We start from the raw sequence: 12,727 nt of genomic DNA on the forward strand, positions 1-12,727 counted from the left end.
CGCGGCGGGATCAAGGCCGCGATCGCCACACCCCTCCCCCGGCGACGCCGCGGCCGCCGGGCGAGGGCATGCGGCCTCCTCAGGCGGAGGCCGGCTCGGGCCGCTTCTGGATGACCTCGTCGATCAGGCCGAACTCCTTGGCCGCATCGGCGGTCATGAAGTTGTCGCGCTCCAGCGCCTGGACGATCGAGTCGTAGTCGCGCCCGGTGTGCTTCACGTAGATCTCGTTGAGGCGCTTCTTCAGCGCCTCGATCTCGCGGGCGTGGATCAGGATGTCGGTGGCCTGGCCCTGGAACCCGCCGGACGGCTGGTGGACCATGATGCGGGCGTTGGGCAGAGCAAAGCGGTGGCCCGGCTCGCCGGCGGTGAGGAGCAGCGAGCCCATCGAGGCGGCCTGGCCGACGCAGAGCGTCGTCACCGGGCAGCGGATGAACTGCATCGTGTCGTAGATCGACAGGCCCGAGGTCACCACGCCGCCGGGCGAGTTGATGTAGAAGGAGATCTCCTTCTTCGGGTTCTCGGCCTCGAGGAACAGCAGCTGCGCGACGATCAGCGACGCGCCGTAATCCTCGACCGGTCCGGTGAGGAAGATGATCCGCTCGCGCAGCAGCCGCGAGTAGATGTCGAACGCCCGCTCGCCGCGGCTCGACTGCTCGACCACCATGGGCACGAGCGCGCTGTTATAATAGTCGACCGGATCTCTCATCATGGCCTTTTGGGCTCCAAGGGGCCCGGCCCTCCGCGAATCACGGAGAGGCCGGGCGCGTCAGCGAACGACGGCATTCCTTAACGCCGCCTAACCATATGCCCGCCGCCTCGAGACGAGCGCGGGCTCAGTCGGCCTTCGATTCAGCCGGCGCCGCCTCGGCGGACGTCGAGTCGGCCGACTTGGCGTCGGCCTTCCCGTCGCCGGCGTCGTCGGCTTCCTCGTCGGCGAAGAGCGTCTCCTTCGAGACGGGCTCCTCCACCAGCTTGACCTGGCCGAGGACGTGGTCGACGACCTTCTCCTCGAACAGCGGCGCCCGAAGCTCGGCGAGCGCCTGCGCATTCTTCCGGTAGAAATCCCAGACCTGCTGCTCCTGGCCCGGGAACTGCCGGACCCGGGCGATGAGGGCCTGGTTCACCTCTTCGTCGGAGACCTTGATATCGGCGCTCTCGCCGACCTGCGCAAGCACCAAGCCGAGGCGCACGCGACGCTCGGCGATCTTGCGGTACTCGGCAGTGGCCTTCTCCTCGGTGGTGTCCTCGTCCTCGAAGGTCTTGCCGCGGGCCTTCAGGTCCTGCTCGACCTGGGCCCAGACGCTGGCGAATTCCTGCGCGACGAGCGAGGGCGGCAGGTCGAAGGCGTAGCGGCCGTCGAGCGCGTCGAGGAGCTCCTTCTTGAGCTTGCGGCGCGAGGCCGCCTCGAAGTCGGTGCCGATCGCCTTGGCCACCGCCTCCTTGAGCGCGTCGAGGGAGTCGAGGCCCATGCCCTTGGCGAAGTCGTCGTCGATCTTGGCCTCGCCCGGGGCCTGGATCTTGGTGACGGTCACGTCGAACTCGGCGTCCTTGCCGGCGAGCTGCTCGGCGCCGTAGGCCTCCGGGAAGGTCGCCTTGACGAGGCGCTGCTCGCCGACCTTGGCGCCGACCAGCGCCTCCTCGAAGCCGGGGATGAAGGAGTTCGAGCCGAGCTCGAGATCGATGCCCTCGCCCTTGCCGCCCTCGAACTCGGTGCCGTCGATGCGGCCGACGAAGTCGATGGTGAGGCGGTCGCCGGTCTCGGCGGCCGCGCCGGCGTCGCGCTCGGTGAACGGGCGGCTCTGGCCGGCCATGCGCTCCAGCGCCTCGTTCACTTCGGTGTCCGAGGGGGTGGCGACCAGCTTGGTCAGGCTGACGTCGGAGAGGTCGGCGAGCTCGAAGCTCGGCAGCACCTCGAGGGCGACCTTGAACGAGAGGTCGGCCTTGGCGTCGAGCGCCTTCTCGACCACCGACTGGTCGGAGGGGAACTCGATCTGCGGCTCGAGGGCGAGCTTGAGGCCGTTGTCGGCGACGATCTTCTGGTTCGCCTCGTTGACGGCGTTCTGCACCACGTCGGCCATCACCGAGCGGCCGTAGACCTTGCGCAGGTGCGCCACCGGCACCTTGCCCGGCCGGAAGCCCTTGAGCTGGACCTTGTCCTTCATGCCCGACAGCTCGGTGTTCAGGCGATCCTCGAGCTCGCTCGCGGCGAGGGACACCTGAAACGTGCGCTTCAGCCCCTCGGAGTGTGTCTCGGTCACCTGCATCGTCGTCGCTCTCAAAGTCCGTGTGATCGTATGCGCGAGCATCCGGGTGCGGCCCTTGCTGAGGCCTGGCGGAGTCGCGGGTTCGGTACGGGGAAGCGGGACCGCGCGAGGCGAACGGCATCCGCTGGGCGGAGCCGGCCGCCCGCGTCCGCACAGGGATCGGCCGTTTCCGTTTCCGACGGCGGAGCTGGTGCGGGCGGAGGGGCTCGAACCCCCACGTCTTGCGACACTGGAACCTAAATCCAGCGCGTCTACCAGTTCCGCCACGCCCGCGAGCGCCGATGCCCGGCGCGTGTCCGGCCGCCGGAGGGCGGGTCTATAGCATGCGAGGCACAGGCCGCAGCAAAAAACTTGCGGGTCCGAAACGGTGGCGCCGCGCGGGGGCGGCGGCTACAAGCGGCGGCCCCGGAATCCGCCCCGGATTCCGCGCGCGCCCCGCCGCTCCGAGGTTCCATGCCGACAGCCCGATCCGCGCCGCCGACCGAATCTCGACACGGCGCGTCGCGTCGGGCGCTCTTCCTGGGAAGCGCCGCGTTCCTCCTGCTCCCGCGGGCCGGCCGGGCCCAGGGCAAGCCCGCGGCGCCTGCGCCGGGGGCGCCGACCGCGCCGCTGCCGGAGCCGCGCGCCGCGAAGGCGGCGCCGTCCAAGACGCGCTTCCGGGCCGAGCCCGCCCCCGAGACCGCCGTATGGTCGTTCGACGGGACCTCGGCGCCTCCGACGTTCCGGGTGAAGCTCGGCGAGGCCGTGCGCGTGCGGGTCGAGAACAGGACTGACAAGCCGCTCTCGCTGCACTGGCACGGGGTGCGCAACAAGAACGCCATGGACGGCGTCGGCGGCGTGACGCAGGCGCCGATCGCGCCCGGCGCCGACTTCACCTACGATTTCGTGCCGCCCGACGCCGGCACCTTCCTGGTCCGTCCGCTCGTGGTCGGCGGATCGAGCGAGCCGTCCGGCCGGGGCCTCGCCGGCTTCCTGATCGTCGAGGAGAAGGCGCCCCCCGCGGTCGAGGCCGACGTGTCGCTGCTGATGCAGGACTGGCGCCTGCAGGACGACGGCGCGCTGCTGCCCTTCGGCCAGACCGCGTTCGCGGCGAGCAACGGGCGGCTCGGCAACCTCGTGACCATCAACGGCGCCAACGTGCCGGCCACCTTCGAGGCGCGGCCGGGCAGCCGGATCCGGGTGCGGCTCGGCAACGCCTGCAACGCCCGGGCGACCCGCATCCGCTTCGAGGGCCTGAAGGTCTACGTCGCGGCCGTCGACGGCCAGCCGACCGACACGTTCGAGCCGCTGCGCGCGACGCTGCCGTTCCCGCCCGGCACCCGCTACGACCTGCTGATCGACCTGCCGGCGGAGGCCGACGCGAAGGGGGCGATCACCGCGCTGGTCGGCCAGGGCCTGCAGCTCGCCACCGTCGTCACCAAGGGCTCGGCCGTCACCGAGAAGCGGCCGCCGATCGGGCCGATCGGCGAGAACCCGCTGCTGCCGCGCGAGGTCAAGCTGCAGAACGCGCTGCGCCGCGACGTGGTGATCACCGGCGGCGCCAGCCTCTCGAAGGACAAGCCCGAGGCGGAGCCGGCCTATTCCGGCGACGCCAACCGGATCTGGTCGGTCAACGGCACCAGCGCGACCGCGGGCCTCGCGCCGATCTTCACGGTGAAGCGCGGCCAGGTGGTGGTGCTGGCCTTGCGCAACGAGACCGCGTTCCCGCAGGCGCTGCACCTGCACGGCCACGTCTTCCGCCTGCTCCACCCCCTCGACGACGGCTGGGAGCCCTACTGGCTCGACACCTTCCAGCTCCTCGAAGGCCGCACCGCCCGCATCGCCTTCCAGGCCGACAATCCCGGCCGCTGGCTGATCAGCGCGACGGTGCTGGAGCGGTTCGACACCGGGCTGTGGACCTGCTTCGAGGTGACGTGACGCAGCCCGCTTCTTCCCTCCCCCCTTTGCGGGGGAGGGAAAAGACCGTCGTCACCCTCCAAGCTCTTCCAGAACCTCCGCCAGCACCGCCGGCATCAACTCCGGAATATCCTCGGCGATCAGCCCCGGGCCGTGGCGCAGGCCGGCATCGCCGTGGAGCCAGGCCGCGGCGCAGGCCGCCTCGAACGGCGGCATGCCCTGGGCCAGGAGCCCCGCGACCAGGCCGGCGAGCACGTCGCCCGAGCCGGCGGTGCCGAGCCACGGCGTGGCGTGGTCGTTGATCGCGGCGCGGCCGTCGGGGGCGGCCACCACCGTGTCGGGGCCCTTGAGCACCACCACGGCGCCGACCCGTGCGGCGGCGCGGCGGGCCTGCTCGAGCTTGCCGACCTCCGCGACGGCGTCGGTGCCCGCGAACAGTTTCGCGAACTCGCCCGCATGCGGGGTCAGCACCGCCTTCGCGTCGCCGTCGGCGAGGTGGGCGGCGAGCAGGGTCGCCTGCTTGGCAAAGCTCGTCAGCGCATCGGCGTCGAGCACGAGGCCGCGCCCGGCGGCGGCCGCCACCGCGACGAGGTCGCGCGTCGCCTCGCCGACGCCGAGGCCGGGGCCCGCCAGGATCGCGTTGATGCGCTCGTCGGTGAGCAGGTCGTCGAGGTCGTCGGCGGAGTCGCACGGCCGCAGCATGATCGCGGTGAGGTGGGCGGCGTTCTCCGCCAGCGCCCGCTCCGGCGAGGCCACCGTGACGAGCCCGGCCCCGATCCGCAGCGCGCCGCGGGCGGCCAGCCGCGCCGCGCCGGTGCGGGTGGCCGGCCCCGACAGCACGAGGGCGTGGCCGCGGGTGTACTTGTGGCTCGCATCGGCGAGCCGCGGCAGGCGCGCGCTCCAGACCTCCGGTCCGTTGCGGAACGCCGGGGCGCCGACCGCGAGCCCGGCCGCGAACGCCGCCGGGCCGGTGCCGATCCCGGCGACGTGCAGCCGGCCGCACAGGCCGCGGCCGGGCTGCAGCCGGTGGCCGGGCTTCTCCGCGACGAACGTGACGGTCTCGACCGCCCGGAGCGCGAAGCCGCGGACGGCGCCGGTATCGCCGTCGACCCCGCTCGGCACGTCGACCGCCAGCACCGGGCGCCCGGACGCCGCGACCCGCTCGAGCGCATGGCGGGCCGGCCCTTCGAGGTCGCGCGACAGGCCGGCGCCGAACAGCGCATCGACGACGAGGTCGGCGCGCGACGGCTCGGCCTCCGCCAAGCCCAGCACCGTCCCGGTCCACGCCGCCGCGGCCTCGGCCGCATCGCCCGCGAGGGCGTCGCGGGGGCCGAGCAGGGCGAGATCGACGCCGTGCCCGGCCTCGGCGAGCAGGCGGGCCGCGACGAACCCGTCGCCGCCGTTGTTGCCGGGGCCGCACAGGACGAGCACCCGGCCGCCCGGGGCCAGGTGCGCCCGCGCCCGCTCCGCCACCGCGGCGCCGGCCGCCCGCATCAGGGCGATGCCCGGCGTGCCCCCGGCGATCGCCGTCGCATCGACGGTCCTCATCGCGTCGACCGTCATCAGGCGTGAGCCGTCCATCACGTCACTTCCGTCTCGTTCGAAGCCGCGCTGCCCGTGCACGGTCCAGCCGATGCCCAAACAATCGGCCCTCATGGCAAAATTGCCTAAACGATTTGCATTTCATGCAACCAGAATGGGCAGTTTCCTCGGGGGCGGGTTGAAAACGGCGTGGCGGCCGGACCGGTGGAGTGATAGAAATTCGGCATCATAGAGCGCAGGTTGGGCCGTCCGGCATGAAGAAGATCGAAGCGATCATCAAGCCCTTCAAGCTCGACGAGGTGAAGGAGGCGCTCCAGGAGGTCGGCCTCCAGGGCATCACCGTGATCGAGGCCAAGGGCTTCGGCCGCCAGAAGGGCCACACCGAGCTGTATCGCGGCGCGGAATACGTCGTCGACTTCCTGCCCAAGGTGAAGCTCGAGATCGTGCTCTCGGACGCGCTGGTCGAGGGCGCCGTCGAGGCGATCCGCAAGTCGGCCCAGACCGGCCGCATCGGCGACGGCAAGATTTTCGTCTCGACCATCGAGGAGGCGATCCGCATCCGCACCGGCGAGACCGGGCCGGACGCGATCTGAGCCCCGCGCCGGGAGGCGGCGCGTGAGCCTCGCTCCGCACCTGCGCAGCGTGGTCGAGGAGATCGCCTACGAGATGCGGCAGCGCTCCGACCGGGGCACGGTCGCGCGCTACATCCCCGAGCTCGCCCGCGTCGACCCGCAGGCCTTCGGCCTCGTCGTGATCGATGCCGACGGCACCATCGCCGCGGCCGGCGACAGCGAGACCCCGTTCTCGATCCAGAGCGTGTCGAAGGTCTTCACCCTGACGCTCGCGCTCGGCATGGTCGGCGACGCCCTGTGGAAGCGCGTCGGGCGCGAGCCCTCGGGCAGCCCGTTCAACTCGATCGTGCAGCTGGAGCGCGAGCAGGGCGTTCCGCGCAACCCCTTCATCAATGCCGGCGCGATCGCGGTGACCGACGTGATCCTGTCCGGCCACCAGCCGCGCGAGGCGCTGGGCGAGATCCTGCGCTTCATGCAGGCGCTCGCCAACGACCCGACCATCGCCATCGACGAGGCGGTGGCGGCGTCCGAGAAGCGCACTGGCTTCCGCAACGTGGCGCTGGCCAACTACATGAAGTCCTTCGGCGTGGTCGAGAACCCGGTCGACTACACGCTCGGCGTCTACTTCCACCATTGCGCGATCAGCATGTCGTGCCGGCAGCTCGCCACGGCGGGGCGCTTCCTGGCCCATTCCGGCCGGAACCCCGCCACCGGCCTGTCGGTGATCCCGCCCGAACGCGCGCGCCGCATCAACGCGGTGATGCTGACCTGCGGCCACTACGACGGCTCGGGCGAGTTCGCCTACCGGGTCGGCCTGCCGGGCAAGAGCGGCGTCGGCGGCGGCATCCTGGCGATCGCCCCGGGCCGGGCCTCGATCGCGGTCTGGTCGCCCGGCCTCGACGAATCCGGCAACTCGCATCTCGGCCGGATCGCGCTGGAAAGCCTGACCAAGCGCATGGGCTGGTCAATCTTCGGCGCGTGAGCTCTCCGCGAAGCGCCGAAGGGCCTCCTCTCCCCTCCGGGAGAGGGGGGTCCGCGTTCCGACCGGCACGCGCCCGGGGAACGAAAGACGGCGCGGATCCGAAGACCCGCGCCGCCGCGTAAGGCCGAAATCCCGGACCTCAGTGGGTCGGAACCGACTCGACCGTCTTCAGGATCTGCGAGGCGATCTGGTAGGGGTCCCCCTGGCTGTTGGGACGGCGGTCTTCCAGATAGCCCTTGTAGTCGTTGTTGACGAAGGAGTGCGGCACGCGGATCGAGGCGCCGCGGTCGGCCACGCCGTAGGAGAACTGGTTGATCGCCGCGGTCTCGTGCTTGCCGGTCAGCCGCATGTGGTTGTCGGGGCCGTAGACGGCGATGTGGTCGTCGAGGTTCTCCTTGAACGCCGCCATCAGCTTCTCGAAGTATTCCTTGCCGCCGGTCTCGCGGAGGTAGGTGGTCGAGAAGTTGGCGTGCATGCCCGAGCCGTTCCAGTCGGTGTCGCCGAGCGGCTTGCAGTGGTACTCGACGTCGATGCCGTACTTCTCGCACAGGCGCTGCAGCAGGTAGCGCGCGACCCACATCTCGTCGGCGGCCTTCTTGGAGCCCTTGCCGAAGATCTGGAACTCCCACTGGCCCTTGGCCACCTCGGCGTTGATGCCCTCGTGGTTGATGCCGGCGTCGAGGCAGAGGTCGAGGTGCTCCTCGACGATCTGGCGCGCGATCGGGCCGACGTTCGAGTAGCCGGCGCCGCAATAGTACGGGCCCTGCGGCGCGGGGTAGCCGGTCGACGGGAAGCCGAGCGGGCGGCCGTCCTTGTAGAAGAAGTATTCCTGCTCGAAGCCGAACCAGGCGCCCGGGTCGTCGTGGATGGTGGCGCGCTTGTTCGACGGGTGCGGGGTCTTGCCGTCCGGCATCATCACTTCGCACATCACCAGCACGCCGTTCTTGCGCGTGGAATCGGGGAAGTGGCGCACGGGCTTGAGCATGCAGTCGGACGAGCCGCCCTCGGCCTGCAGGGTCGATGAGCCGTCGAAGCCCCAGAGCGGGAGCTGCTCGAGGGTCGGGAAGCCGTCGAAGTCCTTGATCTGGGTCTTGCCGCGAAGATTCGGGACCGGCGTGTACCCGTCGAGCCACAAATACTCGAGTTTGTATTTCGTCATTCCGAGTCTCTCGTCCGTTAACGATGAAAAGCCAGCGGGAACGGCAGCCGCTCCGGGGCTTCCGACGACCGAGACCCCGCTAGCAGGGACCGTGCCAGCGAAACGCCGTCCCGCCGGCGGTTCCCGTCCCCGCGCGGCCGAGGCAGTCAACTCCGCGTGAGCGTCGGGCTCGGAGCGGGCCGGTTCGCGCGGCTCGGGCGCGGGCAATGCGGCGGCACCGCCCGTCGCCCGAGGCCGCGCGCGCCGGCGCGCGACGACGATTTCCGGGCCCCTTCGGTTGGCACGACGGCGTCGCGGGCTGTATGGAGCCCACGTCCGGCGCACGGCACGGTGCGGCGGCCCACGAATGTCAGGAGGACGTCCACGATGACGACAGCGGCCGAGGTGCTCAAGACCATCCGGGACAACGACGTCAAGTATGTCGACTTCCGGTTCACGGACCCGCGCGGCAAGTGGCAGCACGTCACCTTCGACGTCAGCCTGGTGGACGACGAGATCTTCGAGGAAGGCACGATGTTCGACGGCTCGTCGATCGCCGGCTGGAAGGCGATCAACGAATCCGACATGCTGCTGATGCCGGACCCGGCGACCGCCACGATGGACCCGTTCTTCTCGGCGGCCACCATGGTCATCGTCTGCGACGTGCTCGAGCCCTCGACCGGCGCGCCCTACCCGCGCGACCCGCGCGGCACCGCCAAGCTCGCCGAGGCCTATCTCAAGTCCACCGGCATCGGCGACACGATCTACGTCGGCCCGGAGGCCGAGTTCTTCGTCTTCGACGACGTGAAGTTCGGCGCCGACCCGTACCACACCGGCTTCCAGCTCGATTCGACCGAGCTGCCCACCAACGGCTTCACCGACTACGAGGGCGGCAACCTCGGCCACCGCGTCGCCACCAAGGGCGGCTACTTCCCGGTGCCGCCGCAGGATTCGGCCCAGGACATGCGCGGCGAGATGCTGGCCGCGATGCAGGGCATGGGCGTGAAGGTGGAGAAGCACCACCACGAGGTCGCCAGCGCCCAGCACGAGCTCGGCATGAAGTTCGACACGCTGACGCTGCTCGCCGACCACATGCAGATCTACAAGTACTGCATCCACAACGTGGCGCAGAGCTTCGGCAAGACCGCGACCTTCATGCCGAAGCCGGTCTTCGGCGACAACGGCTCGGGCATGCACGTGCACCAGTCGATCTGGAAGGACGGCAAGCCGATCTTCGCCGGTGACAAGTACGCCGGCCTCTCCCAGGAATGCCTGTGGTACATCGGCGGCATCATCAAGCACGCCAAGGCGCTGAACGCCTTCACCAACCCGTCGACCAACTCCTACAAGCGCCTGGTGCCGGGCTACGAGGCCCCCGTGCTGCTCGCCTACTCGGCACGCAACCGCTCGGCCTCCTGCCGCATCCCGTGGACGAAGAGCCCGAAGGCCAAGCGCGTCGAGGTCCGCTTCCCCGATCCGATGGCCAACCCCTACCTCGCCTTCTCGGCGCTGCTGATGGCCGGGCTCGACGGCATCCTCAACAAGATCGATCCGGGCGCGGCCATGGACAAGGATCTCTACGACCTGCCCCCGCGCGAGCTGAAGAAGATCCCCACCGTCTGCGGCTCGTTGCGCGAGGCGCTGCAGAACCTCGACCGCGACCGCGCCTTCCTCAAGGCCGGCGACGTCTTCACCGACGACCAGATCGACTCGTTCATCGCCCTAAAGATGGAGGAGGTCATGCGCTACGAGATGACCCCGCACCCGGTCGAGTTCACGATGTACTACTCGCTCTGAGGCCGGGGCGGGCTCGACGCCCGCTCCCATCGCCCACGACGAAGCGCCGGAGCCTCCTCGAGGCTCCGGCGCTTCGCGTTTGAGAACCGCGATGAGAGCCTTCTGACTATATTCCTATACAGGAATATAGGAAGATCCGAGGGGTGCAGTCCATGGCGTCAGGCGCGACGGGCCTTGTGCGGGCGAGATGGATGATCGCCGCGTACCGCGTGGAGGTCGCCTTCCTGCGGTTGCGCCTGTCGCTGCGTGCGTATCACGCCGACCAACCCCGCCTGCCGGCCGGGAACCCGAACGGGGGCCAATGGACGGATGGCGATACGGGCGACGGGCATGATTCCGCCGACGATGCGCGGATCGTTCACGTCTCGGACGATGCCGACCGCCGGTACAGGGTCTTGCTCTCCGAGTAAGAGGCGCGCGGCGGGCATACGCTTCGCGAGCATGTCGGCAAGACGGATGCGGAGATGATGGGTCGCGTCCTGGCCAGCAGAAGGACGTTCCCGGTCATCAGTTACGGCCTGAAGCGCGATGGCTCGTTCGAGTCGGTGGGGACTGCGAACGACTTTATCAATCGGACACTGGAGCAGAATGCTGCGGAGGTCGATGACGTCGCAACCGGTAGAAGAGACGATGCCTTCATGACATCCCGTTTCGGATAGAGAACCGGGCGGGAAGCCTACACGGCGGGGCAGCTCGAGCCGTATCTGCGCACGACCTACGGTGTCGGAATGTTCATCGTTCACGATCCGGGCAGTCCCCGCGGGTACCGCATCCATACCGCCTATTCGCGCAACGACTGAGATCGACATGCAGGCCGCCCCGGAATTCCTGACCTTTGCCCGCTGGTACATCCAGGACATCGATCGCATCGCGCCGACGCTCGAGGAGATGTACGATTTCGGTCTCAGACGTTTTCGTGGCGAGGAACGCGTCCGCCTGCGGCAGTTCATCGACCGGGCCGTCCGCGAGGCGTCCGACGCGACGTTGGAACGGCTGTGGAATGAGACGGACGCCGACATCTACTTCCCCACCGTGCAGGATCTCCGCGCCTTCCTGGCCGGCGCCCGCGACCGGCTCTGACCAGAGAATCCGAGGGATCGGGTCCGGACGCCGCAGAGGGAAGAGGGAAGACGCCATGGCGAAGCCGCGCCTCGAACCCACGTCGGAATTCCATCGGCTCGGCCTGGATTTCTACCAGGACCTAGACACGACCGGGAAGACGGAAGACGAGGTCTGTGACATCGTGCTCGATCCGTTCACCGGCCAGGAGCGGATCCGCCTGCAGGACTTCCTCGACGGGATCACGCGCGACGACGCCTCGGATGCCGAGCTGCTGCAATCAAGGTAGCTTGTATATCAAATATAATCGCAGTGCTGGTTTTTACTTGATCCATGACCTGAATTCGGCGCGTGACTCTTGCGTCCGAGCCGCATATCCACGGAGTGACGGGGATCGACATGCAGCTGCCACCGGAATTCGAAAAGTTCTCACTCCAATTTTATTCGGGCATATTGGACGACGTTGAAACAGAAGAGGAATTAATCAATTCGGCCTTGTCCCCATTCTCAAATCCGCAACAACGCGCGCGCCTGCGTTCGTATCTCGATGAGATAACGCGGGATCATGTAGACGATAGGGAGCTGCAAGAAGTCTGGTCGTCGTCCGCAGACACCGTGTTTCGCGATAGCGCTGGGCTGCGTGAGTTGTTGAGAAGAGCGCGAGATCGGCTCTGATATCTGGCCCGAATTCATCCTTGCGATGCGCGACCCATCCTATGAAATATCCATATCCCGCACGATCCGCCATCGATTGCAGATTTTGTGTTCCATTTAAAGAAGGCTGGAGTTGCTGCATCTGGATGATTGCATAGCTAAAATTCGCAAATCACACATATCAGATCACTGTTTATCTGCGCAATAAACGTGGTATCGGCGTCGAGTCGAGACATGACCCGACTTCCCCGAGCGGATTTCTTATCCGGGCCGCATTCCCCCCTGCAGAAGGCAGCCGAAATGAAGCTATCTGCGGAATTTTGTGATTTCAGCCTGCAATTCTATCAGGATCTTCTCGACGACGTGTCGAGCGAAGAGGAAATGATCCGTACTGTCTTATCGCCTTTGAAGGATGCGGAAAAACGCGCAAGACGGAGGGAATATCTCGGCTCGATCACCGCAGACGAATTTTCAGATGAAGACTTGCGGAAACTGTGGTGGTCCTCGTCCGCCGATATCGTGTTTCACGACGGCGCCGAGCTGAGAGGTTTTCTCAAACGGGTGCGGGACAGATTGTAACGCCCGCCTCGGAAGCCGGCAGGGCAGCTCGGAACCGGCGAAGGCTGTCGATGACAGGGATGCGGTAGAAGTCACGGCAGGTCGCCGAGGCCTGAAGCGTGCCATGGAAGCATGGTGATCGTTCGACGGTGAAGAACGGATCCTTCCCCGGACCCGTCCGGGTTTCGAAAGGCCCGAGATCTTTCGCGGGTGCGGGCGAGGGCCCTGCATGATCCTCGGGGCTCGGCCCCGAGCCCCCGCCAAA

The 12,727-nt window shown here is 68.2% G+C and carries 13 protein-coding genes and 1 tRNA gene; 9 read left to right on the plus strand and 5 right to left on the minus strand.

Annotated features, from left to right (window positions below):
* Positions 1 to 79 precede the first annotated feature (79 nt).
* The 3 genes from FV227_RS03255 to FV227_RS03265 all read right to left on the minus strand — a co-directional run bounded on the left by FV227_RS03255 (position 80) and on the right by FV227_RS03265 (position 2,537).
* Positions 80 to 706: an ATP-dependent Clp protease proteolytic subunit gene (locus tag FV227_RS03255; protein ID WP_147727618.1), complete on the minus strand. Its 627-nt coding sequence runs from the start codon at positions 704 to 706 to the stop codon at positions 80 to 82.
* A gap of 127 nt (positions 707 to 833) precedes the next feature.
* Positions 834 to 2,264 carry a trigger factor gene (gene tig, locus FV227_RS03260; protein WP_147727614.1) on the minus strand — a complete coding sequence of 477 codons (1,431 nt, stop codon included), beginning with the start codon at positions 2,262 to 2,264 and terminating at the stop codon, positions 834 to 836.
* Between the two features lie 188 nt (positions 2,265 to 2,452).
* Positions 2,453 to 2,537: transfer RNA gene (locus tag FV227_RS03265), tRNA-Leu, on the minus strand.
* Positions 2,538 to 2,717: 180 nt separating this feature from the next.
* Between FV227_RS03265 and FV227_RS03270 the strand changes: the two genes are divergently transcribed.
* Positions 2,718 to 4,181 carry a multicopper oxidase family protein gene (locus FV227_RS03270; RefSeq protein WP_147858278.1) on the plus strand — a complete coding sequence of 488 codons (1,464 nt, stop codon included), beginning with the start codon at positions 2,718 to 2,720 and terminating at the stop codon, positions 4,179 to 4,181.
* 51 nt (positions 4,182 to 4,232) lie between these two features.
* On the opposite strand, the gene FV227_RS03275 is transcribed toward FV227_RS03270, so the two are convergent.
* A complete protein-coding gene (locus FV227_RS03275; protein WP_147858279.1) occupies positions 4,233 to 5,741 on the minus strand; it encodes an NAD(P)H-hydrate dehydratase in 1,509 nt (502 codons plus the stop codon).
* Between the two features lie 215 nt (positions 5,742 to 5,956).
* On the opposite strand from FV227_RS03275, the gene FV227_RS03280 reads away from it, so the two are divergent.
* Together FV227_RS03280 and FV227_RS03285 are read left to right on the plus strand one after the other, a co-directional pair.
* Entirely contained in the window at positions 5,957 to 6,295 is a 339-nt protein-coding gene (locus FV227_RS03280; RefSeq protein ID WP_147727910.1) for a P-II family nitrogen regulator, read from the plus strand.
* 22 nt (positions 6,296 to 6,317) lie between these two features.
* The gene (locus FV227_RS03285; RefSeq protein WP_147727911.1) at positions 6,318 to 7,256 is read left to right on the plus strand and encodes a glutaminase; all 939 of its coding nucleotides are present in this window, start codon (positions 6,318 to 6,320) and stop codon (positions 7,254 to 7,256) included.
* A 139-nt stretch (positions 7,257 to 7,395) separates the two neighbouring features.
* On the opposite strand, the gene FV227_RS03290 is transcribed toward FV227_RS03285, so the two are convergent.
* Positions 7,396 to 8,415 (minus strand): glutamine synthetase beta-grasp domain-containing protein, encoded by a 1,020-nt coding sequence (locus tag FV227_RS03290; protein WP_147727912.1) that lies wholly within the window; start codon positions 8,413 to 8,415, stop codon positions 7,396 to 7,398.
* A gap of 366 nt (positions 8,416 to 8,781) precedes the next feature.
* Between FV227_RS03290 and glnA the strand changes: the two genes are divergently transcribed.
* The 6 genes from glnA to FV227_RS03325 all read left to right on the plus strand — a co-directional run bounded on the left by glnA (position 8,782) and on the right by FV227_RS03325 (position 12,483).
* Positions 8,782 to 10,191, plus strand: a complete 1,410-nt coding sequence (glnA, locus tag FV227_RS03295) for a type I glutamate--ammonia ligase (protein ID WP_147727913.1) — start codon at positions 8,782 to 8,784, stop codon at positions 10,189 to 10,191.
* Between the two features lie 191 nt (positions 10,192 to 10,382).
* The gene (locus FV227_RS03300) at positions 10,383 to 10,601 is read left to right on the plus strand and encodes a hypothetical protein (protein ID WP_147858280.1); all 219 of its coding nucleotides are present in this window, start codon (positions 10,383 to 10,385) and stop codon (positions 10,599 to 10,601) included.
* Between the two features lie 57 nt (positions 10,602 to 10,658).
* Positions 10,659 to 10,850, plus strand: a complete 192-nt coding sequence (locus tag FV227_RS29655) for a hypothetical protein (RefSeq protein ID WP_246686388.1) — start codon at positions 10,659 to 10,661, stop codon at positions 10,848 to 10,850.
* A 148-nt stretch (positions 10,851 to 10,998) separates the two neighbouring features.
* Positions 10,999 to 11,271 carry a hypothetical protein gene (locus FV227_RS03310; RefSeq protein WP_147727914.1) on the plus strand — a complete coding sequence of 91 codons (273 nt, stop codon included), beginning with the start codon at positions 10,999 to 11,001 and terminating at the stop codon, positions 11,269 to 11,271.
* Between the two features lie 55 nt (positions 11,272 to 11,326).
* Complete coding sequence (locus FV227_RS03315; RefSeq protein WP_147727915.1) at positions 11,327 to 11,539, plus strand: hypothetical protein; 213 nt, start codon at positions 11,327 to 11,329, stop codon at positions 11,537 to 11,539.
* 599 nt (positions 11,540 to 12,138) lie between these two features.
* Complete coding sequence (locus tag FV227_RS03325; protein ID WP_246686382.1) at positions 12,139 to 12,483, plus strand: hypothetical protein; 345 nt, start codon at positions 12,139 to 12,141, stop codon at positions 12,481 to 12,483.
* Positions 12,484 to 12,727: the final 244 nt, after the last annotated feature.

It is taken from the genome of Methylobacterium sp. WL119 (assembly GCF_008039875.1).
Classification (GTDB): Bacteria; Pseudomonadota; Alphaproteobacteria; order Rhizobiales; family Beijerinckiaceae; genus Methylobacterium.

What these genes read in the sequence shown, in the direction of transcription:
- FV227_RS03255 (WP_147727618.1), bottom strand. Translation starts at nt 706, where the DNA reads ATGAGAGATCCGGTCGACTATTATAACAGCGCGCTCGTGCCCATGGTG.
- tig (WP_147727614.1), bottom strand. Translation starts at nt 2,264, where the DNA reads ATGCAGGTGACCGAGACACACTCCGAGGGGCTGAAGCGCACGTTTCAG.
- FV227_RS03270 (WP_147858278.1), top strand. Translation starts at nt 2,718, where the DNA reads ATGCCGACAGCCCGATCCGCGCCGCCGACCGAATCTCGACACGGCGCG.
- FV227_RS03275 (WP_147858279.1), bottom strand. Translation starts at nt 5,741, where the DNA reads ATGGACGGCTCACGCCTGATGACGGTCGACGCGATGAGGACCGTCGAT.
- FV227_RS03280 (WP_147727910.1), top strand. Translation starts at nt 5,957, where the DNA reads ATGAAGAAGATCGAAGCGATCATCAAGCCCTTCAAGCTCGACGAGGTG.
- FV227_RS03290 (WP_147727912.1), bottom strand. Translation starts at nt 8,415, where the DNA reads ATGACGAAATACAAACTCGAGTATTTGTGGCTCGACGGGTACACGCCG.
- glnA (WP_147727913.1), top strand. Translation starts at nt 8,782, where the DNA reads ATGACGACAGCGGCCGAGGTGCTCAAGACCATCCGGGACAACGACGTC.
- FV227_RS03300 (WP_147858280.1), top strand. Translation starts at nt 10,383, where the DNA reads ATGATCGCCGCGTACCGCGTGGAGGTCGCCTTCCTGCGGTTGCGCCTG.
- FV227_RS29655 (WP_246686388.1), top strand. Translation starts at nt 10,659, where the DNA reads ATGGGTCGCGTCCTGGCCAGCAGAAGGACGTTCCCGGTCATCAGTTAC.
- FV227_RS03310 (WP_147727914.1), top strand. Translation starts at nt 10,999, where the DNA reads ATGCAGGCCGCCCCGGAATTCCTGACCTTTGCCCGCTGGTACATCCAG.
- FV227_RS03315 (WP_147727915.1), top strand. Translation starts at nt 11,327, where the DNA reads ATGGCGAAGCCGCGCCTCGAACCCACGTCGGAATTCCATCGGCTCGGC.
- FV227_RS03325 (WP_246686382.1), top strand. Translation starts at nt 12,139, where the DNA reads ATGACCCGACTTCCCCGAGCGGATTTCTTATCCGGGCCGCATTCCCCC.